This window comes from Methyloceanibacter superfactus (assembly GCF_001723305.1).
In the GTDB taxonomy this organism is placed as follows: domain Bacteria; phylum Pseudomonadota; class Alphaproteobacteria; order Rhizobiales; family Methyloligellaceae; genus Methyloceanibacter; species Methyloceanibacter superfactus.
In genome coordinates this window covers 25630-47324 of record NZ_LPWF01000035.1, presented here as the reverse complement: position 1 = coordinate 47324, position 21695 = coordinate 25630, and the positions used below count along the sequence as shown (strand labels likewise).

The 21695-nt window shown below is 64.7% G+C and carries 19 protein-coding genes, 1 tRNA gene and 2 pseudogenes; 14 read left to right on the top strand and 8 right to left on the bottom strand.

Annotated features, from left to right (window positions below; genetic code table 11):
- The first annotated feature begins 78 nt into the window (after positions 1–78).
- Complete coding sequence (locus tag AUC69_RS17170) at positions 79–372, top strand: hypothetical protein (protein ID WP_141700820.1); 294 nt, start codon at positions 79–81, stop codon at positions 370–372.
- Positions 369–1019, top strand: a complete 651-nt coding sequence (locus AUC69_RS14295) for a diguanylate cyclase domain-containing protein (protein ID WP_204377336.1) — start codon at positions 369–371, stop codon at positions 1017–1019. The genes AUC69_RS17170 and AUC69_RS14295 overlap by 4 nt, the downstream gene beginning before the upstream one ends.
- Before the next feature lie 29 nt (positions 1020–1048).
- On the opposite strand, the gene AUC69_RS14290 is transcribed toward AUC69_RS14295, so the two are convergent.
- On the bottom strand, positions 1049–1582 hold the full coding sequence (locus AUC69_RS14290; protein ID WP_069442744.1) for a Dps family protein: 534 nt from the start codon (positions 1580–1582) through the stop codon (positions 1049–1051).
- A gap of 248 nt (positions 1583–1830) precedes the next feature.
- Between AUC69_RS14290 and hmuQ the strand changes: the two genes are divergently transcribed.
- Positions 1831–2169, top strand: a complete 339-nt coding sequence (gene hmuQ / locus AUC69_RS14285; RefSeq protein ID WP_069442743.1) for a heme-degrading protein HmuQ — start codon at positions 1831–1833, stop codon at positions 2167–2169.
- 18 nt (positions 2170–2187) lie between these two features.
- Here the strand turns inward: hmuQ and AUC69_RS14280 are convergent.
- A pseudogene (locus AUC69_RS14280) lies at positions 2188–4319 on the bottom strand (molybdopterin-containing oxidoreductase family protein).
- A gap of 166 nt (positions 4320–4485) precedes the next feature.
- On the opposite strand from AUC69_RS14280, the pseudogene AUC69_RS19465 reads away from it, so the two are divergent.
- Together AUC69_RS19465 and AUC69_RS14275 are read left to right on the top strand one after the other, a co-directional pair.
- A pseudogene (locus tag AUC69_RS19465) lies at positions 4486–4680 on the top strand (hypothetical protein); the annotation flags it as partial.
- Between the two features lie 95 nt (positions 4681–4775).
- Entirely contained in the window at positions 4776–8726 is a 3951-nt protein-coding gene (locus AUC69_RS14275; protein WP_069442742.1) for a methionine adenosyltransferase domain-containing protein, read from the top strand.
- Positions 8727–8733: 7 nt separating this feature from the next.
- Here AUC69_RS14275 and AUC69_RS14270 read toward each other — a convergent pair whose 3' ends face one another.
- Both AUC69_RS14270 and AUC69_RS14265 read right to left on the bottom strand, forming a co-directional pair.
- A complete protein-coding gene (locus AUC69_RS14270) occupies positions 8734–9213 on the bottom strand; it encodes a heavy-metal-associated domain-containing protein (protein WP_244500278.1) in 480 nt (159 codons plus the stop codon).
- Positions 9210–9524 carry a hypothetical protein gene (locus AUC69_RS14265; RefSeq protein ID WP_069442740.1) on the bottom strand — a complete coding sequence of 105 codons (315 nt, stop codon included), beginning with the start codon at positions 9522–9524 and terminating at the stop codon, positions 9210–9212. The genes AUC69_RS14270 and AUC69_RS14265 overlap by 4 nt, the downstream gene beginning before the upstream one ends.
- A 224-nt stretch (positions 9525–9748) precedes the next feature.
- Here AUC69_RS14265 and pstB point away from each other — a divergent pair, with 224 nt between their 5' ends.
- From pstB to AUC69_RS14245, 4 genes are all read left to right on the top strand, one after another.
- A complete protein-coding gene (pstB, locus tag AUC69_RS14260; protein WP_083239492.1) occupies positions 9749–10570 on the top strand; it encodes a phosphate ABC transporter ATP-binding protein PstB in 822 nt (273 codons plus the stop codon).
- 344 nt (positions 10571–10914) lie between these two features.
- Entirely contained in the window at positions 10915–12699 is a 1785-nt protein-coding gene (locus AUC69_RS14255; protein WP_193427424.1) for a PHA/PHB synthase family protein, read from the top strand.
- A 119-nt stretch (positions 12700–12818) separates the two neighbouring features.
- Positions 12819–13646 (top strand): GGDEF domain-containing protein, encoded by an 828-nt coding sequence (locus AUC69_RS14250; protein WP_158008134.1) that lies wholly within the window; start codon positions 12819–12821, stop codon positions 13644–13646.
- 382 nt (positions 13647–14028) lie between these two features.
- Positions 14029–14370 (top strand): EF-hand domain-containing protein, encoded by a 342-nt coding sequence (locus tag AUC69_RS14245; protein WP_069442737.1) that lies wholly within the window; start codon positions 14029–14031, stop codon positions 14368–14370.
- A 105-nt stretch (positions 14371–14475) separates the two neighbouring features.
- Here AUC69_RS14245 and AUC69_RS14240 read toward each other — a convergent pair.
- Together AUC69_RS14240 and AUC69_RS19130 are read right to left on the bottom strand one after the other, a co-directional pair.
- Positions 14476–14562 (bottom strand) — tRNA-Leu (locus tag AUC69_RS14240).
- A gap of 119 nt (positions 14563–14681) precedes the next feature.
- Complete coding sequence (locus tag AUC69_RS19130; RefSeq protein WP_083239475.1) at positions 14682–15776, bottom strand: ceramidase domain-containing protein; 1095 nt, start codon at positions 15774–15776, stop codon at positions 14682–14684.
- A 151-nt stretch (positions 15777–15927) separates the two neighbouring features.
- On the opposite strand from AUC69_RS19130, the gene AUC69_RS14230 reads away from it, so the two are divergent.
- Positions 15928–16236: a hypothetical protein gene (locus tag AUC69_RS14230; RefSeq protein WP_141700819.1), complete on the top strand. Its 309-nt coding sequence runs from the start codon at positions 15928–15930 to the stop codon at positions 16234–16236.
- Positions 16237–16286: 50 nt separating this feature from the next.
- Positions 16287–17573, top strand: a complete 1287-nt coding sequence (locus AUC69_RS14225; protein WP_069442734.1) for a DUF2254 domain-containing protein — start codon at positions 16287–16289, stop codon at positions 17571–17573.
- A gap of 10 nt (positions 17574–17583) precedes the next feature.
- Here the strand turns inward: AUC69_RS14225 and aspS are convergent, their stop codons facing one another.
- Positions 17584–19368: an aspartate--tRNA ligase gene (aspS, locus tag AUC69_RS14220; RefSeq protein ID WP_069442733.1), complete on the bottom strand. Its 1785-nt coding sequence runs from the start codon at positions 19366–19368 to the stop codon at positions 17584–17586.
- 158 nt (positions 19369–19526) lie between these two features.
- Here aspS and AUC69_RS14215 point away from each other — a divergent pair, with 158 nt between their 5' ends.
- The 3 genes from AUC69_RS14215 (at position 19527) to rnd (ending at position 21529) form a co-directional block, all read left to right on the top strand.
- Positions 19527–19826, top strand: coding sequence for a hypothetical protein (locus AUC69_RS14215; protein ID WP_069442732.1), 300 nt, complete (start codon positions 19527–19529; stop codon positions 19824–19826).
- A gap of 115 nt (positions 19827–19941) precedes the next feature.
- Positions 19942–20121, top strand: coding sequence for a hypothetical protein (locus tag AUC69_RS14210; RefSeq protein WP_069442731.1), 180 nt, complete (start codon positions 19942–19944; stop codon positions 20119–20121).
- A 310-nt stretch (positions 20122–20431) separates the two neighbouring features.
- Positions 20432–21529, top strand: coding sequence for a ribonuclease D (rnd, locus tag AUC69_RS14205; RefSeq protein ID WP_342018612.1), 1098 nt, complete (start codon positions 20432–20434; stop codon positions 21527–21529).
- On the opposite strand, the gene AUC69_RS14200 is transcribed toward rnd, so the two are convergent.
- Complete coding sequence (locus AUC69_RS14200; protein WP_069442730.1) at positions 21497–21691, bottom strand: DUF2905 domain-containing protein; 195 nt, start codon at positions 21689–21691, stop codon at positions 21497–21499. The genes rnd and AUC69_RS14200 overlap by 33 nt on opposite strands.
- Positions 21692–21695 lie beyond the last annotated feature (4 nt).

The window sequence follows — 21695 nt, the reverse complement described above, 5'->3', positions numbered from 1 at the left end:
TATTCAGGTGTCAGATTAACCCGATAGTAGACGTCTTCCGCTAAGAGGTCTCGACGACCCACGCAGCCAGGAGATGTGATGGCTATCCAGCAACTCTCCCCTGAAGAACTGCACGCCGCTTCGGCCGAACTTGATCGCTGCCTCTACAACCATGACGAATGGTTGAATGGCTTATTCGGGACGTTGATCTGCCGGCTGCAGCCCGACCAGCGCGATCTGGAACGCGATGCCCATCGTCTATGCAGACTAGGCCAGTGGTATTATTCCGGATGCGGCGCGGCCGCCGCGCTTGTCGACCGGCCGGGATTTGCCGAGCTCGCGCCGAGCACCAACGCACGCATCAATGCGCGGCGCACATGCTGCAAACCATGAAAGCCGGCCAGCCTGTTGCGCTCGAGGACTACCAGCGCTTCATCAACGCGCTTAAGCGGATGCGCATGGAGATTTTCGCCCTAAAGCGCGACATCGAGGAAGCGCTCTACGCGCTTGACCCCTTGACCGGCATACCGGGTCGCATCGGACTACTCGCCAAGCTGCGTGAGCAGCAGTCCCTAGTTGAGCGCGGGGTCCAACCCTGCTGTCTCGCCATGATGGATCTCGATGAGTTCAAATTGATCAATGACAAATATGGGCACAGCGTCGGCGACCAGGTGTTGATTGCCTTCGCACACCACGCGATGGAGCACCTTCGGCCATACGACAAGGTGTTCCGCTACGGGGGCGAGGAGTTTCTCATTATCTTGCCCGATACGAGCCTCGAGGAAGCCTGCGACATCATCCAGCGGCTACGCGAGTCACTCGCGCGGCTTCCACATCACCTGGGAGCTGAAGGAGAGGTCAACGTCACGGCGTCGTTCGGCATTACCATGCTCGATGCGAACACCCCGATCGAGAAAGACATCGAGCACGCCGACGAAGCGCTCTACAGGGCGAAATCAGCCGGTCGCAATTGCTGCGTCGCCTGGAAGCCCACACCTCCGGAAGACGGCGTGCCCCAGCAAAGGGATCACGCCGCCTAATTCTTATCGCGAGAGGCCCTTGCCGCCCGCTAGTGGCCAGTCGAGTCGCCCCGGCGACTGGACTCGAATAGGAACCAGACCCGCTTCTCGGCCTGATCGATCCACTCCTCGAGCTTGCTCGCGGTCGCCACGTCGTTCTCTTCGTCACAGACGTTATGCACTTCGCGCATGCTGGCAATCAGCGCCTGATTGTCCTCGCGCAACTCGGCCAGCATGTCGAGCGGGTCCACATAGTCGGCATCGTTGTCGGGGATACGCTGAAGCCGCGCGATGTTGCCGATAGAATGGAGTGTCGTCCCGCCGATCTTGCGCACACGCTCGGCGATCTCGTCGGTCATGGCGAAAAGCTCGGCGCCCTGCTCATCGAACATGAGGTGGTAGCCGCGGAAATGCGGGCCGCTCACATGCCAATGGAAATTTTTGGTCTTCATGTAGAGCGCAAACACATCGGCGAGGAGCGCGTTCAGCGCGCCGGAGATGTCGCGGGTGGCGTTGGAGCCAAGATCGGTCGGTGTGTCGAGTTTCACTTTCTGACGTTCCTTCGGTGTCAATTGCTTGTTCATGGAGCCTCCAGGGGGGTTGAGCGGAAGCAGAATGCCGGGAGTCTTTAGATGGGGACCGCACGGCATGATCGCCAGCGGTAGGGACACTGAGTAACCTGAGACGCCTTGTCACGCCTTGATCGGGGTCAGAATTTGCGACCACTTAAGCACTGTCCAAAACCGCGACGAGACAAATAGCCAACGCGCCCTTAGGCTTCCCATCGGTGCCGCGATATCAAGTGCATCGTTTTCATTCCACGGAGTGCATCATGTTCATCGCCATGAACCGGTTCAAAGTGAAGAAGGGGTCGGAGCGCGACTTCGAGCAGGTCTGGCTCAGCCGCGACACCCATCTCGAGGACGTGCCGGGCTTTGTCGAGTTTCAACTGCTGAAAGGCCCGGAGCGCGACGATCACGTGCTCTACGCCTCGCATAGCCTGTGGCGCTCGCAAGCCGCCTTCGAGGCCTGGACCAAGTCAGAAGCCTTCCGCAAGGCACACGCGAATGCCGGCAGCGGCAAGCCGCTCTATCTCGGCCATCCCGAGTTCGAAGGCTTCACCGCCCTTCAGGAGATCTCCGCGAAGGCCACGTCCACAGCCGCCGAATAGCTCGTCTCGTTGACGGCGTCAGTTCACCCGCGTCACCTGGACGAGATTGTCCGAATAGGTCGGCGCGCGTCCCAAGCCTGAGTGGGCGTCCGACGAGATCGAGTTCACCGAGCCGTCGGAGCGGTTGAGGCTCCGCCAATAGCCGAGTGTCGCCACGACGATGCCGTCACCCACGTCGTCGGTGCGCGGGCGACGCCCTCGAAGTCGCCACGGTCGTTGAACACGCGCACCGGATCGCCTTCGCGAATGCTGCGGGCCTCCGCGTCCTTCGGACTGATCAGCACGAACTGCTCGCCCTGGCCTTTGATCTTATGCGGTTCGTTGGCGTAGCAGGAGTTGAGGAAGCCGTGGCTTTTCGGCGAGAGGATGTTGAGCGGAAAACGCTCGGCTCGCGCGCTATTGGTCTCGGGCGTCTCGCGCGGCGGAACATAGCCGGGCAACGGATCGACCGGATCGCCGCATTGGTCGCCGTCATACATCATGCGGAAAGGCCCGGCGACGAAGTTCTTGGCGTCGTGCAGCAGGAACTCCACCTTGCCCGACGGCGTCGGGAAATTGCCGTCCTTATGCGGGGTCCGCGTGTCGGCATCGCCCACGTCGATCTTGAAGAAGCCGTGCTCCTTGAAATAGTCCATGTCGACGCCGGCCATCTTGGGATCGTCCCAGTTGATATAATAGGCGGCGAGCTCACTGTCCGACATTTGGAATACGGGATCGTCGAAGCCCATCTCCTTCGCCAGCCGCCGCCACATCTCGCTGGTCGGCAAGCACTCGCCCGGCGGCTCGACGGCCTTCTCATTATAGGTGAAGTAGAAGTGGCCCCACGACCACATCATGTCCTCCGCTTCGCCCGCCATCGCGGCCGGCAGCACGATGTCGGCATATTTCGCCGTGTCTGTGAGGAAATGCTCGGCGACCACCGTGAACAGATCCTCGCGCTGTAGGCCTTGCACGATCTTGTTCGTCTCCGGCGCCTGCGACACCGGGTTGGTGCAATAGACGAACATGCTCTTGATCGGCGGATCGAGCTTCATCTCGCCGGTGAGCGCCCGTCCGAGCTGGAGATTGTTGATGGCGCGCGTGCCGGGCTTGATCCAGTCGCCGCGCGATACCTTCATCCAATCGACCGGGAAGTCCCAAAGCGGCATCTGCAAGAGGCCGCCGCCCACATGCTTCCACGAGCCCACAAGCGCCGGCAGGGACGCCACCGCGCGGATCGCCTGACCGCCGCCGGCTGAGCGCTCCAAGGCCACGCCGATCCGGATCACGCTCGGCTGGTCGGTGGCAAACTCCTTGGCGAACTGGGCGATGTCGGCGGCTTTGACGCCGGTGACCGCCTCCACATAGTCCGGCGTGAATTCCGAGGCGCGCGCTTTCAGTTCCTCGTAGCCGTAGGTGTGCTGGTCCACATAGTCCTGGTCGATCAGTCCCTGCGCGATGAGCGAGTTGATGATGCCCATGGCGAGCGCGCCGTCGGTGCCGGGCTTCGGCGCGATGTGCCAATCGGCCTGCTTCGCCGTGCGCGAGCGGTAGCAATCGATCACCACGACCTTGGCGCCGCGCTTCTGCGCTTCGAGCACGAACGGCCAGTGATGAAGATTGGTCGAGATCGAGTTGCACGCCCAGATGACGATGAACTTCGAATGCACGAAGCTCTCGGGGTCGACGCCGCCCGTCGGACCCACGGTCATCAGCCAGGCGGTCGACGAACCGGACGCGCAGAAGGTCTTCTCGTTCACCGTCGTACCGAGACGATTGAAGAACGGGTCGCCTGAGTTGATGCCCTGCACCAAGCCCATATTGCCGAGATAGCTCTGCGGCATGATGGCTTGCGCACCGTACTCGGCGATGATGTCGCGCCAGCGCGTGCCGATCTCGGCGATCGCCTCGTCCCAGGTGATGCGCTCGAACTGCTTGGAGCCCTTGGGGCCCGTACGGCGCATGGGATAGAGCAGCCGGTCGGGATTGGCGTGGTGATCGTGAAAGTCCTTGAGCTTTACGCACAGACCGCCGCGCGTGATAGGATGGTCCTTGTTGCCCTTGACCTCGACCAACCGTCCATCGGCGACCTCGTAGACCATGGCGCAGGTGTCCGGACAATCATGTGGACACGCGCCGAAAAACATCTCACGCGCTGGTTGCTCGTTCATGCCCGACTCCTCCCTCGATCTCACGACCGGCTCTTTATGAGCGCTGATTTACGTCAGCTTACGAGGGTCCGAGGCCCTTGTCGATTCGAGGCGAAGGGGCTTTTTGCGAGCCCAGGACAATACGCCCGAGCGGAATTGTCATCTATGCACACTAGCCTCCGGTACCATGCGTGTGATGCAGCAGCCCTCAGCACAACCGGCACGTAAAGTTTCAGCGCCCCTGGACGGTGTGCTGCCAAAGCGGGCCAGCGTGGAGATCGTCCATAGCGCCGTCCCGGGCCGCGTGCGCTTCCGCCACCGGGGCCTTATGGCGCGGCCACCTCTGGCGCGGAAGACGGAGACGGCCTTGCGCGGAACCGTGGGCGTCACGTCCGCCCACGCCAATCCGCTCACCGGCTCCGTTCTGATTACATATGCGCGCCGGCTTCGTGCGCGCTGGCGGAGATCATCGAGGATGTGGTCGCCAGCCGCATCCCCGGCGAGGCCGACGGCGCCCCGCCGCCGCGCGGCTTGTCGTCGGCCGCGGCACCCGCCCTCGTGCCCTCGATCCCGAGGCAGTGGCACGCGCTCACGCGGAGCATGATCTCCGAGCAGCTCGCTACCGATACCGAGACCGGGCTCGTGGCCGAGGAAGCCAAGCGGCGGCTCTTCACCCATGGCCGTAACGAGCTGATACGACTCGAGCCACGCTCCATGGCGGCGCTCCTCGCCGAGCAGATGACCAGCCTGCCGATCACCCTGCTCGGCGGTTCGGCGGTGCTGTCGCTGGCCACCGGCGGCATCGCCGACGCGGTGATCATCGCCGCCGTTGTGCTCCTCAACGCCGGCATCGCCACGGCGACCGAGCGCCAGGCGGAGCACACGATCCTCGGCCTGTCCCGCTATACCCCGAGCCCCGTGCCGGTTGTGCGCGGCGGCCGCCGCGACCTCGTTCAACCGTCCGAGCTCGTGCCCGGCGACCGCATTCTCCTGGAGCGCGGCACGCTCATACCCGCCGATGCCCGCCTCGTCTCCTGCGACGACCTCAGCATCAACGAGGCGGCGCTGACCGGCGAGGCGCTGCCCGTTCAGAAGGACTCGGACGTCGTGCTTCCCGACAACACCGAGCTCGCCGAGCGCCACAACATGGTGTTCCGCGGCACGGTGGTCACCGGCGGCTCCGGCGCCGCCGTGGTCACCGCCACCGGCATGGTGACCGAGATCGGCCGCGTCCAGCATCTGCTCGGCGCCGTGAGCGCCCCCGAGACGCCCATGCAACGCCAGCTCGGCGATGTCGGCCGCGAACTCATCATCGTCAACGGTCTCATCTGCGGCGCCATTCTCGGGCTTGGGCTGCTGCGCGGCCATCCCCTCATCCCTCTGGTGCGGAGCGCCATCTCGCTGGGCGTAGCGGCCATCCCGGAAGGCTTGCCCGCCGTCGCCACCACCACGCTTGCGCTCGGCATCCAGGACATGCGCAAGCGCAACATCCTGGTGCGCAAGCTCGACGCGGTGGAGACGCTGGGTGCCGTCGAGGTGGTCGGTCTCGACAAGACGGGAACCCTCACCGAGAACCGCATGACCACCGTCGCTATCCATGCCGACGGCGCGGCGCTCACCTTCGAGGCGGGCCGGCTGATGGCGGGCGATGCGCTAGCGCCGGACGCGACCGAAACCGTCGTGCGCCGCTTGTTCGAAGTGGCCGCGCTGTCCAGCGACGCGATCGTGCGCGAAGTCGAGCACGGCTTCGCCATCGAGGGCACGCCCACCGAGAGCGCGCTCATCGAGACGGCGATCACGCTCGATGTCGACGTGCCGGCGTTGCGGCTCGACGCGCGCGTGCTGGCGACGGCCTTGCGCAGCGACCGGCGCAAGCGCATGAGCACGCTGCACGCGACCACGCGCGGACGGCTGCTCTGCGTCAAGGGCGATCCGGTCGAAGTGCTGGAGCGCTGCACGCACCATCGCACCGGCGACGGCCTCGTCCCGCTCGACGAGGAGACCCGAGGCCGCATCCTGAAGGCCAACGAGCGCATGGCAAGCCAAGCCTTGCGTGTGCTGGGCATCGCGGTGAACGAGTCAGGCGGCAACCCTTACGACGAGCGCGATCTCGTCTGGCTCGGCCTCGCCGGCCTCGCCAACCCGATCCGGCCCAGCGTCGCGCCGGCCTTGGACAAGCTCCACCGCGCCGGCGTGCGCGCAGTGATGATCACCGGCGACCAGAGCCCCACGGCCTTCGCCATCGCCCGCAATCTCGATCTTGCCGGCGGCGACGAGCTGAAGGTGCTGGAAGCCGGCCAGATCGCCAATATGCGCCCCGACCTTCTGGCCGCCTTGGTGGGCCAGCCGCAAGTGTTCGCCCGCGTGAACCCGGTCGACAAGCTCAACATCGTCCGTGCGCTGCAGTCCGGCGGCCACATCGTCGCCATGACCGGCGACGGCATCAATGACGGTCCGGCGCTGAAGGCCGCCGATATCGGCATCGCCATGGGCGGCGAAGGCACCGACGTTGCCCGCGAAGTTGCGGACATCGTGCTGGCGGGTGACGATCTCGACGGTATCATCGAGGCCATCCGCCTCGGCCGCGCCACCTACGCCAATATCCGCAAGGTCCTGCGCTACCTCGTCTCCACCAATGCCGGCGAGACCTTCACCATGCTCGGCGCTGCGCTCGTCACCGGCGGCGAGGCCCTGACGCCAATGCAGCTTCTCTGGCTCAATCTCGTCTCCGACCCGCTACCGGCGCTGGCGCTCGGCTTGGAGCCGCCCGAAGCCGGCGTGCTCGACCAGCCGCCGCACGATCCGCAAGCGCCGATCCTGAGCCCGCGCGACTTCCGCCACATCCTGCGCGAAGGCACGGTGATGGGCGGCGCGGCGCTCACCGGCTATTTTCTCGCCGGCGGCGCCTCCAACCCCGTGCGCGCCGGCACGCTCGCCTTCCACGGCCTGACCTTTGCCCAGCTCCTGCATGCGCTCTCCTGCCGCTCCGAAACGCACGGCTTCGCTGCGGAGATCGGGCGCCCGCCGAGCGCCAAGCTCTACGCCACGCTTGCCGGCTCCGCGGCCGTTCAGGTCGCGGCGCAAATGTTCCCCCTCACCCGCCGGTTCTTGCGACTCGCGCCGCTCGCGTCGGCGACGTGCTGGCGATTGCCGGCATCGCCGTCGGCAGCACGCTCGCCAACGACCTCCTCGGCCGTGTGTTGCGCGACTTCGAGCGGCCGCTCCCTCGCAAAGCCTAAAGGATCCCCGCAAATGCCATCGGACATGATCTTCACCTCCGAGTCGGTCACCGCCGGTCATCCCGACAAGCTCTGCGATCAGATCAGCGACGCCACCGTCGACGCCTTCCTCCGCGAGGATACGGGCGCCCGCGTGGTGATCGAATGCGCGGTGGCCACCGGCGTCGTATTCCTTGCCGCGCGCTTCACCGCCGAGGCGGTGATCGATCTCCCCTCGCGCGCCGCGGCGTCATTAAGGATGGCGGGCTATGTCGGTCCGGAGTTCGCGCGCGCAAATGCTCCATCCCCAGCCTCACCGAGCTGCCCCGGGACATGCGCCAGCCGCCGCTGGCGGTCTTCGATGGTGCCATGGCCGGAGGACTATCCCGCTCAGGATCAGGCCAATGTGTTCGGCTATGCATGCCGGGAGACGGCCAACTTGATGCCGCTGCCGATCGCCATCGCCCACAGCCTGGCGCGCGGTCTCGATGACCTGCGCCGCGGCGGCGCCGGCTGGCTGGCGCCGGACGGCAAGAGCCAAGTGTCCGTCGAGTATCGCGACAACCGGCCGGTCCGCATCCACACGATCTCACTCACGGCGACCCTCAAGCCCGAGGCACGGACGGACGCGGTCGAGGACTCCTTGCGCACCCTCGTCGCGGAGAGCTTCACGGGCGACGGCCTCAAGCCCGATGCCGACACGGTGCTGCGCATCAATGCCGGCAGCCCTTATGAGAGCGGCGGGCCGGCGCGGCATGCCGGCCTCACGGGCCGCAAGAACGGCGTCGACACCTATGGCGAGATCGCCCGGCAGAGCGGCGCCGCGCTGTCGGGCAAGGACCCCTCTCGCATCGACCGGATCGGCGCCTATGCGGCGCGCCATGCCGCCAAGAACGTGGTCGCCGCCGGTCTCGCCGAACGCTGCGAGGTCCATCTCGCCTATGCCATCGGCCAGACACGCCCGCTCAGCATCTCGGCCGAGACGTTCGGCACCGGCCGCATTGCCGACGAGATCATTGCCGCGCGCCTGGCCGAGCATCTCGACTTCCGGCCCGCGGCGATCGCCCAGCGGTTCGCGCTGCGCACGAGGCCTGCGGCGTCAGGTGACCGGGGATTCTACCGGCCCTTGGCCGTCTACGGACATTTCGGGCGGAGCGATCTAGATTTGCCCTGGGAAGCGCTCGACGCGCTCGACCTCTTGCGCAGCTAAGGCGTCGTTACTCGCCGTCGCCCCCGCCATCGCCGGGGGCGTCCCCGGCGCTATTTATCAGGATGCCGCTCAGCGTTGCCGCATACCAGGCGAGCGTGGCCGCTTGCGGCAAGACCTGCCCCCTGCCGGCCTGCAGCAGGGCCAGCGCGCCGAAGCCCAGCGCCGCCATCATCCTCATATCGAGCGGCAAGGCCTGCATCGCGGTAAGCGACGGACCGGCCCCCGCCGTCGCGAGCGCGAACAGGCGCACCTCCTCCGCCGCCTTGGCGATGCCTTCGAGCGGCACGTCATGGTGGATCAGCACACTGCCGGTGAGAGGATTAACCTCCACCTTCCGTACGCCCTGAAATGTGGAGAGTCCCGTGGCGAGCGATGCGAAGAACACGGGATCGCCGCGCCGGCTCGTGATGCGCAGCCGCGAGCGGCCGGGACAGGCATGAACGAGTTCGGCTTGTGGTAGCGCCTCGGGCATCCGATGAGAGATCAAGCCGCGGCGCTTGGCGGCCGGTTTGCTTCCGGTGCTTGTGCTGCTGCTCGGGTCGCCTCGTCTTGGGTCGCGGCGTCAGGCGATGCGGCTTCGGCGGTCTCTTGGTTCACCTCGGCCTTGGCCTCGGCATAGAGATCTTCCGCCGCCTCGGCCACCTCCGCGCCGCGCACCTGGACCTCATGCAACGCCGCCAAGGCGGCCTTCACCGCGGCCTTCGCCACTGGGCGGGCTTGCTGGGCGATCTGGGGCGCGAACAGAACGGCAGTCGCCGCCCCGGCCACAAACCCCACGGCCAAACCAAAGGGAAACATGCTCGATCTCCAACACTCGCCAGAACCGCGCTTTCGCCACGAACCAAAATTGCCGCCGACTGTAACGCTCCCCTCCACCTTCCGAAAGACTGACCTATCTCAAACTTCAGTTAGGTTTTCACAAAAGCTTCATCGGACGGCGGCATCCAAGATGCAGACTTCGCTGCTATGGAGCCTTGACGTGGCGCAAGACTCATCTGGCGCAAAACCCGCAGGATGATCCCATGCTGGATGCCACCCGCAGTCATCTCCCGCATCTCGGACCGATACCCAATCACGACCGCGCTCACCCGACGAAGATGAACGTCGAGGATGTCAGCTTCTGGTACGGACCGAAGCAGGCGTTGAAGGACATTTCGCTGGACATCTACGCGAACGAGGCCACCGCCTTCATCGGCCCATCGGGATGCGGCAAAACCACCTTGCTACGCTGCCTGAACCGCACCAACGACATCATCGAGCATACGCGCATGACGGGCCGCATCCTGCTCGACGGCGAAGACATCTACGCGCCCGGGATCGATCCGCCGGTGCTGCGCCAGCGCTTCGGCTGGATCGCGCAAAAGCCAAATCCCTTTCCCCGGTCGATCACCGCCAACATCGCCTATGGCGCCGAGATCCAGGGCATTGTCACCAATCGCAAGGAGCGCGACGCCCTGGTGGAACAGACTCTCCGGGCCGTCGGCATGTGGGACGAGGTCAAGGACCGCCTGCATGAAGCCGGCACCGATCTGTCGGGCGGACAGCAGCAGCGGCTCTGCATTGCCCGGGCCATCGCCACAAATCCCGAGGTGCTTCTGATGGACGAGCCCTGCTCGGCACTCGATCCCATCGCCACGGCCCTGTTCGAGAATCTGGTCGACGAACTGCGCGATCGCTACACGATCGTCATCGTCACCCACAACATGCAGCAAGCCGCCCGCATCTCGCAGCGTGCCGCCTTTTTTCACCTCGGCAATCTGGTCGAAGTCGGCGACACCGAGCAGATTTTCATGAAGCCGAGAACCCAGCGCTGCCTCGATTTCGTCACCGGCCGCTACGGCTAGGCCCGGACGCCGCAACCAGCCGTTAACCCTCTCAGTTTTAAGGCCTAAAAGCGCGGCCGCCGACGCTGTTTGCTAACCGTGGGGCCGGCATATTGGTGCGTTAGGTAGGCCCACTACGCGTTCGGCGCGCTGGCGCCTTCGGGACCAGTCTCATCCTCGCCGCCCACGCCAAACACGGGCCGGGATGGGACGGGTCGCGTAACCAGCGCCCATCCCCCCTGCGACGACGTCACACGGGCATCGGTCATATGTCCTTCACAGTGTGGCGCTTCTTTTAGCGAAACGGTGTCTTGTCATTGCCCCGCGACCGAATCATGGACCAGATAACGTCTTCGCACCTTCCCATGCGCTCCAAGTCTCCCGCTCAGCCTGCTGACGCGGTGGGCGGCAGCGCCCGCACCACGCCATCCTTCGAGGCCGCCGACCGGCTGGCGCGCGCCACCATTGCGCGTTTCACCCAAGGCGTGTCGCCCCATTCGCAACTGGCCGCCTGGTTCGATTGGGCCTCCCATCTTGGCCGCTCTCCGGGGCGCCAGATGGAGCTTTGGCTCGAGGCCGTGGGATCATTGGCGCGGCTCGGCCGCTTCGCACTCGAAGCCGGGGCTCAGAACCAGACAACGCCCGAACCACCCTTCGCGCCGCAACCCAAGGACCACCGTTTCGACGACCCTGCCTGGAAGACCTTTCCCTATATGCTCTGGCAGCAGGCGTTCCTCGCCCAGGAAGCCTGGTGGCGCAGCGCCACCCGCGAGGTCCGCGGCATGTCGCCCAAGGACTCAGCCCGGGTGGCCTTCATGGCCCGCCAGGCGCTCGATGTCGTCTCGCCCTCCAATATGCCGTGGCTGAACCCGGCGATCGTCGAGCGCACCCGAGAAGAGTCCGGCGCCAATCTCATTCGCGGCGCCGCGAACTTCACCGAGGACATGCTTTGCGCGCTGGCCATGGAGCCGCCGCCGATCAATGACGGCTTCACCGTCGGCGAGAAGGTCGCCATCACGCCCGGCGAGGTCGTCTATCGCAACGACCTCATGGAGCTCATCCAATACACGCCGGCCACGGAAAACGTGCATGTCGAGCCCATTCTGATCGTGCCGGCCTGGATCATGAAATATTACGTGCTCGACCTGCGGCCCGAAAATTCGTTGGTGCGCTATCTCGTGGCGCAGGGCTTCACCGTCTTCATGATTTCCTGGCGCAATCCGACCGCCGCCGACCGCGACATCACCTTCGACGACTACCGCACCCAGGGCATCATGGCCGCGCTCGACGCGGTCAACGCCATTGTGCCGGAGAGCAAGGTCCATGCCTGCGGCTATTGTATCGGCGGCACTCTCCTTGCCATCGCCGCCGCGACCATGGAGCGCGACGACGGCCATCGGCTGGCGAGCATCACCATGCTCGCGGCCCAGACCGATTTCAGCGAGGCGGGCGACCTCATGCTCTTCGTGGACGAGAGCCAGATCGCCTTCCTCGAGGACATGATGTGGGATCAGGGTGTGCTCGATACCAAGCAGATGGGGTCCGCCTTCAAGGCACTGCGGCCGAACGAGCTCGTCTGGTCGAAGATGACGCGCGAATACCTGCTCGGCGAGCGAGACCAGGCGATCGACCTCACCAGCTGGGCCGCCGACCAGACCCGGCTCCCCTACCGCATGCATTCGCAATATCTGCGCGCGCTGTTCCTCGACAACCGGCTGACCGCCGGCCGCTACGCCGTGGAAGGCAGAGTCATCGCCCTTAAGGACATCCGCACGCCGATTTTCGCCGTGGGCACGGAGACCGATCACATCGCGCCGTGGCGTTCGGTCTACAAGCTCCATCTATTCACCGACAACGAGCTCACCTTCCTCCTGACCAATGGCGGACACAACGCTGGCGTCGTCTCGGAGCCCGGTCACCACGGACGCCGCTATCACGTGGCGACACGGGATCCCGGTGACGCATACGTCGATTCCGATACCTGGCTGTCGCTTGCCGCGCCGGGCGAAGGCTCATGGTGGCCGGTCTGGGCCGAATGGCTCGATCGCCATGGCAGCGCCGGGCGGGTCTCGCCGCCGCGCATGGGCGCCCCGGAACGGGGCTACGCACCACTGTGGCCGGCGCCGGGCATCTACGTCCATCAGCGCTAGTTGTGCGGCCTCGAGCGGCTCGCGGGTCGCGCGAGGCGCCACCCTTAGAATCTGGCGCTCAATTTACATTTCTTAGAGGCTCTCGCCGTATTTTCCCTCCGACATCGGCGGGAGCGATCATGGACACCATCACACCAAGAATGTTGAGGGAGGCAATCGCCGCTCACCCGCAGTCGAGCTTGCAGGACGCCCTGCTCGTCTTCTGCGCGATGATCGCCGCGCTGCTCCTCGCGCTACAATACGATCTCTTCTACTTCATCGACGCGCTCAGCTCGGCCCAGCGCAAGATCTCCCTGGCCGAGGCGATCTTCCTCACCGCGCTCTTGGCGGCCGGCATCGTCACCTTCATCGTCCGTAGACTGAGCGACCAGAGACGCGATATCGCGCTGAAGGTCGCCGCCGAGATGGAGTTGCGCGAGCTGACGACGATGGCGATGCAAGACCCGTTGACCGGGTTGCTCAATCGCCGCGCGCTCATCGCCGCCTTGGAGACCGCGATCGCATCGCCGCCCGCCAATGGCAGCCAATACGCGCTGTTCATGATCGACCTCGACCACTTCAAGTCGGTCAACGACGTGCATGGTCACGCTGTCGGCGATCAGGTGCTGGAAGTCGTTGCCGACCGCTTCAAGGGCGCCGCGCGGCCGAGCGACCTCGTGGCGCGCATTGGCGGCGACGAATTCGCCGTCCTGGCCTACAACGTGGATCGCGAGACCGCGCGCAAGATCGGCTCACGCTTTCTGGAAAGCCTGACGCGCACCATCGGGGCCGGAGGCCACGCGCACAAGGTCAGCCTGTCGATCGGCGTTGCACTCATTCCCGAAGACGGCGCCACGGCCGAGGAAGCGCTGCGCAACGCCGACCTGGCCATGTACCGCGCCAAAGAGCGCCGCAACGGGCTGGTGTTCTTCGCGCCGAACATGAATCAGCAAAAGCAAATCGCCTAGTTGAAGAGCGCGAGCGTCCCCCGAAGCAATCACCGCTATCGAGATCGGACCTTAGACCGGTAGCACGGTCGTGGCGGAATGGTGTGGTCGCACGGGATCGCTTTGCAGGACGTCTGGCTTACGTGAGCGCGGCAGGGCCTGCCGGTTTGGCAGTGCTGAGGGCTTTTGCTGAGGGCGGACAGATGTCTGCCATGCCCGGCCTGGATAGTTTCAAGGCCTTAGCCGAGAAGATGTGGTCGGGGTGGATTTGGAAGCTTTGACCTTGATAAAGGCCCGAAAGAAGGCCCCCGTGGTAAGGCCGCCAAAAGCGGCGTCAGGACCCTCGCTCGCAAAGGGGCGACGCGGTCAAAACGGTAGAAACAGTATCAGGGAGGAAGTCGCAATGACCAAAATCTGGGTCGCTTTTGTTTCGGTTATGCTTCTCTTGGGAACGCCCGCCATCGCCGCCAGTTGGACTGACGGTTTCAATACCGTCGACACCGACGGCAGCGGCACGATCAGCCGTGCGGAGTGGGACGCAAACGAGTCGAAGGTCGGCGATCCGACCTTCAACCCGACCTTTCAGACCATGGACTCGAACGGCAACAACAGCGTCGATGAGGACGAATGGGCCGCGGCCGAAGGGATGAAGACGGCCATCGGCAACTCTTGCCAGTCGGCCGAGGGATCTTGGTGCCCGTGCCAGAACCATCCGGAAAAGCCGGAGTGTCAGAAGTCCAACTAGCGCTTGCACACCGGCACGGCGACAAAGGCGGTTGGCGCTGAGCCAATCGCCTTTGCCATTATGTGCGGACGGGATTGGGGCGACGCCAAGCCCGTCGGTTGGCTGTGGTGCGGACGGCGGGAGTCGAACCCGCACGGGGTTTCCCCCTCAGGATTTTAAGTCCTGTGTGTCTACCAGTTCCACCACGTCCGCCTAGGGTCCGCGCGCAAGGCCAATCTCGGCAGGCTCGAATCCGAGCCGTCATGCTAGCCGAAGGCGTAGAGCACGCGCCACCAGAGCGCTACCGCTAGAGGAGATCTAGCGGTAACGCCCTAGGATTGTGTTGAGGCGCGCTCTGGCCGGCCAAACGGCGCTTTAGGCGGGACTGGACGGCTTCTTCTTCGACCGACTCTTTGGCGCGGGCTTTCGGACTCGTCCTCCTTAGGCGCCTCTTCTTCGGCCGCGTCGGAGGCCTCTGATACCTTCGGCTCCGGCCCGTCGTCGGGCTCAGCCTCCTCAGCCTCCTCTTCGGCCTTCGCCGCCGCCTCCAGCATGGCCGCCTCGCCAGCCGACGCCACTTCCGGCGTCTCCACCGGCTCGTCCTTGGCCGGCATCGCTTCGACCGGAACCGTCTCCACCGGCGCGGCCGCTGGGGCTGAAGGCGCCTCCGGCTCCGCTTCCGTCACGGGCTCCGCTGTAGCAGGTGCCGCAAGCACCGGACCGGCTTCGAGGCTAGCCCTGAGCAGCAGGAACAGCACGACCGCATTCAGCAGATGCCAGATGAAATGGGTGCCGACATTGCGCCCGTCGATCACCACCTGATCGCAGAACGCCATATCGAGCGACCTGAGGATGATCGACACGGTGAAGAGGACGGCGGCCCAGATGACATAGGGTGCGGCACGGTGATGACGCTCCGCGAGAAGCATGCCGATGACGATCAAGGCGCCGAGCGCCGGCAGATAGGCCATGCTGCCGTTGAGACAGGGCTTGGCGTCGGTCACCTCTGGCCCCGGCAAGCCGATGCCACCCTCCCAGCACTGCACATGCATGGCGGCGCCGACCAGCGCCACGAAGCCGATCGCCAGCATCACCGTCCAACCCGGCGGGACGCCGAGGAAGCGATTGAGCGCAAAGCCGAGATAGACCAGCATGAAGATGACGATGGGGATGACATCGGCCAGCGCCGTGCCCTCATCGGCATAGAGATGGAAGGCGAGACTGCCGAAGCCGATCAGGAAAACGAGGCCCACCAGCAAGAAATGATCGGCACTTCGCTCCTCGCGTGGGCGCCATAGCAAGAGTTGCCACGCCACAAGTGCTGCAAGGAAGAAGGCAGCGTTAGAAATTGCGTTGATTGGCTCCGCCCACAGCGCGGAGTTAGTACCCCGCTCGCAATAGAGGAAGACGTGCTCGCCAAATGTCATGGTCCCTGTCCTTTCGACCCGTCACGGAAAGAGCCCCCCCTCTCCCAGCGGTTGGCCCGCCAGGCATTTTGAATTCTGTGAATTGCAGCTTCCCACCGTCCATACGCTGCGCATATGTTAAACGCGAAACGGTTCGAAGGGCACCGCTGTCATGAAAATGATGCGAATTCGTTGCACAGCACTCGTCGCCGCGATGATCGTCGCGTCGATCGGCGTCTCGGCGCCCCATGCCGGCAATCGGTCGCTCACCGACAACGGCGCCTACCCGCACATCACCGTCACCAGCCAATACGATCCCACGCAGTCGATCTCGGCCCCCGTCCGGCGCTTGCCGAAAGGCGATCAGGTCAGATTGCCCGGCGGCACCTGGGTCTGGTGCGGCATCAACTGCTACCACACGCTCCGCAACGCCACGGTCGATTTCTGGCGGCGCTACGATGCGCCGGTGACGTTGCCCTGACGGCAAGCGCATTCAGAGCTGGCGGCGTCACGAAACCAAGGGGCTGTTGAATGTTCACCCGGCTTCTGACCCTTTGGCACGAAGCACGATCGAGTCTTTGGGCTCTGCCGCTCCTGATGGTCGCCGGCGCCGCCGCCGCGGCGATCCTCGCCGTTCATATTCCACTCCGCCAGGGCGACGATCCGGTGTGGTTCCTCTATAGCGGCGATGCCGAGGAAGCCCCGCAATTCCTCTCCAACCTCGTCACCGCCATGATCACCATGGCGACGCTGGTGGTCTCCATCACCATGGTCGTGCTGACACTTGCCGCCCAGCAGCTGGGCCCCCGTCTCATCCGCAGCTTCATGGCCGACCGCCGGACGCAAGCCACACTAGGCCTGTTCGTGGCCACGGTGGTTTATCTGCTGCTGGTCCTGCGCTCGGCCTATGGCGGCACCGACAAGGTACCCAACCTCGCCGTGACCGGCGGCACCGCATTGGTGCTTCTCTGCCTCATCGCGCTTCTGATCTTCGTCCATCATCTCGCGCGCTCCATCATCGCCGACAACACCATCGATCGCGTCGGCGAGGCGCTGGATGCGGATATTGCCCGGCTGTTGCCAGAGTCGAACGGCGAGGAGCCTGACGCTCCGGCCAAGCGCCCGCGCGACACCGGCGCGCCATTGGTGCTTCATCACAGCGGCTATGTGCAGGCGATCAACCATCACGGACTGATCGAGATCGCCGATGAGGCGGACGCGGTGATCGAGCTCGCCTTCAAGCCGGGCCGGCACGTTATCGAAGGCGGCGTATTCGCCTGGATCGCTCCCAAGAAGGCGGCGGACGAGACTCACGGCAATATCGAGAACTGCGTGATACTGGGTGGCGAGCGGGCATCCATTCAAGATGTGGAGACCTCGATCCGCCAGCTCGTCGAGGTGGCCTTGCGCGCGCTGTCGCCCAGCATCAGCGACCCGTTCACCGCCATGGCGGTGATCGACCGCCTCACCACCTCGATCGCGAAGGTCATGCGGCGCGGTCAGCCGCAATGCGTCTGGGCCGGCGACGACGGCAAGGTTCGGTTGCTGGCGCCGAGCTCTACTTTCGCCGACACAGTGGAGGAAGCCTTCCGCCAGATCCGCCAGCACAGCACCGATCAGCCGGCGGTCCTCATCCGCCTCGTGGAGAGCCTTGGCCAGCTCCTGGCCCAGGCCGACGAGGCGCAGCAGCCCGTGCTGAAGAAGGAGATCGAGATCGTGCTGGAGAGCGGACGCAGAGCCATCGCCCAGAAAGAGGATCTGGCGACGCTCGAGGAGCGCGCCAAGCTCGCGCTGAAGGAGGCCTCAGCAGGCCGCTAGGGGAAGCCGCCTAGCCCTTTGATTTCGGCTTGGGCAGAGCCAGCCGGATATTCAGCTCCTGGAGCTGCTGGGGCGAAACCTCGCTCGGCGCGCCCATGAGCAAATCCTCCGCCTGCTGGTTCATGGGGAACATGACCACCTGGCGCAGATTCTCCTCGCCACAGAGCAGCATCACCATGCGGTCGATGCCCGGCGCGATGCCGCCATGGGGCGGAGCGCCATATTGCAGCGCGCGCAGCATGCCGCCGAAGCGCTCTTCAAGCACCTCCTTGGGATAGCCGGCGATGGCGAAGGCCTTCTCCATGATCTCGGGCTTGTGGTTCCGGATGGCGCCGGAGGACAGCTCCACGCCGTTGCACACCACGTCATATTGATAGGCCAGGATATCTTCCGGCTCCATGGTGTCGAGCGCTTCGAGGGCGCCTTGCGGCATGGAGAACGGATTGTGCGAGAAGTCGATCTTCTTCTCATCCTCGTTCCACTCGAACATGGGGAAGTCGACAATCCAGCAGAAGTCGAAACGGTCGGTGGCGCTGAGCTTCAACTCGGCGCCGACCTTTACGCGCGCCCGCGCGGCGAAGTCGGCGAACTCCTTCGGCAGGCCGGCCACGAAGAACACTGCATCGCCGTCTTCCAGGCCGAGCTGCTTGCGGATCGCCGCGGTACGCTCCGGTCCGATATTCTTGGCCACAGGCCCGGCGCCCTCCCCGTCACGGAAGAAGATGTAAGCCATACCCGGCAGGCCTTCGCCTTGCGCCCAGGCGTTCAGGCGGTCGCAGACCGCGCGCGAGCCGCCGCCCTTGCCGGGGATCGCCCAGATGCGCGTGTTGACGTCCATGTCGATCATGCCGGCGAAGACCTTGAAGCCCGAGCCGCGGAAATGCTCGGTCACGTCTTCCATCTCGATGGGATTGCGCAGATCGGGCTTGTCGGTGCCGTATTTGCGCATTGCCTCGGCATAAGGGATGCGCGGGAATTTCTGCGTCACCGGCTTACCGCCGCCGAATTCCTCGAACAGACCGCGCAGGATCGGCTCGACCGTGTCGAACACGTCGTCCTGAGTGACGAAGCTCATCTCGATATCGAGCTGGTAGAACTCGCCCGGCGAGCGGTCGGCGCGAGCATCCTCATCGCGGAAGCACGGCGCGATCTGGAAGTAGCGGTCGAAGCCCGCCATCATGATGAGCTGCTTGAACTGCTGCGGCGCCTGCGGCAGCGCGTAGAACTTGCCGGGATGAACCCGGGACGGCACGAGATAGTCGCGCGCGCCTTCCGGCGAGGACGCGGTCAGGATCGGCGTCTGGAATTCGAAGAAGCCGGCGCCGCGCATGCGGTCGCGCAGCGATCCGATGATCGCCTGGCGCTTCATGATGTTGTTGTGCAGCGTCTCGCGCCTGAGATCGAGGAAGCGGTATTTGAGCCGGGTCTCTTCCGGATAGTCCGGCTCCCCGAACACCGGCAGCGGCAGCTCGGCGGATTCCGACAGAACCTCGAGACCCTTGATTCTGACCTCCACCTGTCCGGTCGGCAGGTTGGGATTGATAGTCTCGTCCGTGCGGGCCACCACGTCGCCGTCGATGCGCACCACCCATTCGGGCTTCAGCTTCTCGGCTGCGGCGAACACCGGCGAGTCCGGGTCGGCCACGATCTGCGTGATGCCGTAGTGGTCGCGCAGGTCGATGAACAGGAGCCCGCCATGGTCGCGAACGCGATGCACCCAGCCTGAAAGGCGGACGGTCTTGCCGACATCGTCGGCGCGGAGCTCGCCGCAAGTGTGGGTGCGATAAGCGTGCATGGCGTAAAGGACTCTGGTGGGATCAGCGGGTCAAAGGGTGCCGGAACACCGCATAGGAAGCGCGCTCTTGTCAAGGCGGGCGGGCCCGGCGCGCGAATCGGGGGAACGATGGGTCCCGCCAGCGGGTTTTCTCCTGAGAGCCGCAAAGGGAGGACGTCATGCTGCAGATGCTGAAATGGGCCCTTGCCGCCATGGCGCTTTGCGCTTCGGCTCTCTCGGTCCTCATCCTTGTGGCCTTGGTCCAGGCCGCCGCCCAGACAGCGAGCGAGCCCGTGCCTGGTGTCGACCCGAACCAGACGCTGAGCGACCAGCTCAACCAGGACAAAGGCGTGATCGTGCCCCCGCCGGTCGGAGACGAGGCGATTCACGTGCCTGCCCCAAATCCGAGCCCGGGCACCACCCGGGTGATCCCGCCGCCCGGGACGGAGGGCGGAGATCCTGAAATTCAACCTAAGTGAGCGGAAACAAAGCTATTTTTCGGTGAGCATTTGAATGAAATTTTCAAGGCCTTTTAGGAACCCAGGCGGGGTACGGACGTTTTTGATGCACGGAACTTACTGAGGGACACTTGAAATGACCAAGATTCCGATCAAAACACGCTTGCCCATCGAAGCGTGGACTGTGGCAGGTCTTGTGACGTTGTTCTCGCTGCTGTCCACCGTCGCCCATATGCCTGCTCCGGACGCGACCCAACCCTCCGTCGAGCACGCCCAGCTGGATAGCAGCCCCCTGTTCACGTCCGCTATCCGCTGAGCCAAGAGCTGATGACCGGCTTCAAGTTTCGCGTATCCGGCCACCGGCTTTGGCGCCCAAAACAGGCCGTCCCGCCGGCGCTGTCGGCCTTTGGCGGGCGCGCTTAGGCCCAGGCGACGGACGCCGACGCGCCCCGCCTCCGGCAATTATCTCACTTTGAATCGACTCTTGCGGCGTTCACGCTCTTGGCCACGAGCCCGGCGTTAGGCTATATCCCGCCCACCATGGATCTCATTACCCGTACCGAGGATCTCGCCGCGGCCTGTGCCAAGCTGGCGAAAGCCCTTACATCGCCGTCGACACCGAGTTCATGCGCGAGCAGACCTTCTGGCCGCGCCTGTGTCTCGTGCAGATCGCCTCCGCGGACACCGAGGTGCTGATCGACAGCATGGCGCCGGATATCGACCTCACGCCCCTATTCGACCTGATGGTCGACGAGAACGTGCTGAAGGTCTTTCATTCGGCGCGGCAGGACGTTGAGATCGTTCATCATCTGGCGGGGGTCATTCCGCACCCGATCTTCGACACGCAAGTGGCGGCCATGGTTTGCGGCTTCGGCGAGGCGGTCAGCTATTCCATGCTGGTGAAGCGCCTGCTCGGCCGCAATCTGGACAAGACCTCACGCTTCACCGATTGGAGCCGGCGTCCCCTGTCCGAGCGCCAGCTCGTCTATGCCATCGGCGACGTCACCTATCTGCGCGACCTCTACCCGCTTCTGCGGGCGCAGCTCGACAAGTCCGAGCGCGCCAGCTGGCTCAACGAGGAAATGGGCGTGCTCACCGACCCCGCCACCTATGAGCTTCATCCTGAGCAGGCCTGGCGGCGCCTGAAAATGCGGATCAAGACGCCGAAGGCGCTAGCCGTGCTCATGGAGCTTGCCGCCTGGCGGGAGCGTGAGGCGCAGAGCCAGGACGTGCCCCGGAACCGCATCCTCAAGGACGAGGCGCTCTACGATATTGCCGGCCAGGCGCCGCGCACCATCGAGGATCTGGGCTCGCTCCGCTCCTTGCATAACGGCTTCGCCCGCTCGCAGCGCGGCCGCGCCGTGCTCGAGGCGGTCACCAAGGGGCTCGAGCGCGATCCCAAGACGGTGCCACCACTGCAACGCGGCGAACCCATGCCGCCCGAGGCGCAAGCCGTGGTCGATCTGTTGCGCGTGCTGTTGAAGGCGACCGCCGGCCGCCATGGGGTGGCGCCGAAGCTGATCGCTACATCCGACGAGTTGGAGCAGATCGCCCGTTCCGACGAAGCGGATGCGGCCGCCTTGCGCGGCTGGCGCAGGAAGCTCTTCGGCGAGGATGCGCTGGCGCTGAAGCGCGGCCAACTGGCGCTCGTCATCCAAAAGGGCGAAGTCACCGTGCTCGCGCCCGGCGGCTCAGCGTCGGAAGAACCAAAAGACGGCGCCTAGCAACACGCTGACGATGGCTGCGGTGGTGAACGGCAGATAGAAATAGAAGCCACCGGTATCGACCACGATATCGCCCGGCAGCCGGCCGAGGCCGTATTGCACGCTGACGACCGTCAGCAGAATGACCAGCAGGACGAAAAAGACGATCGTTCCGGCGCGCATGGCC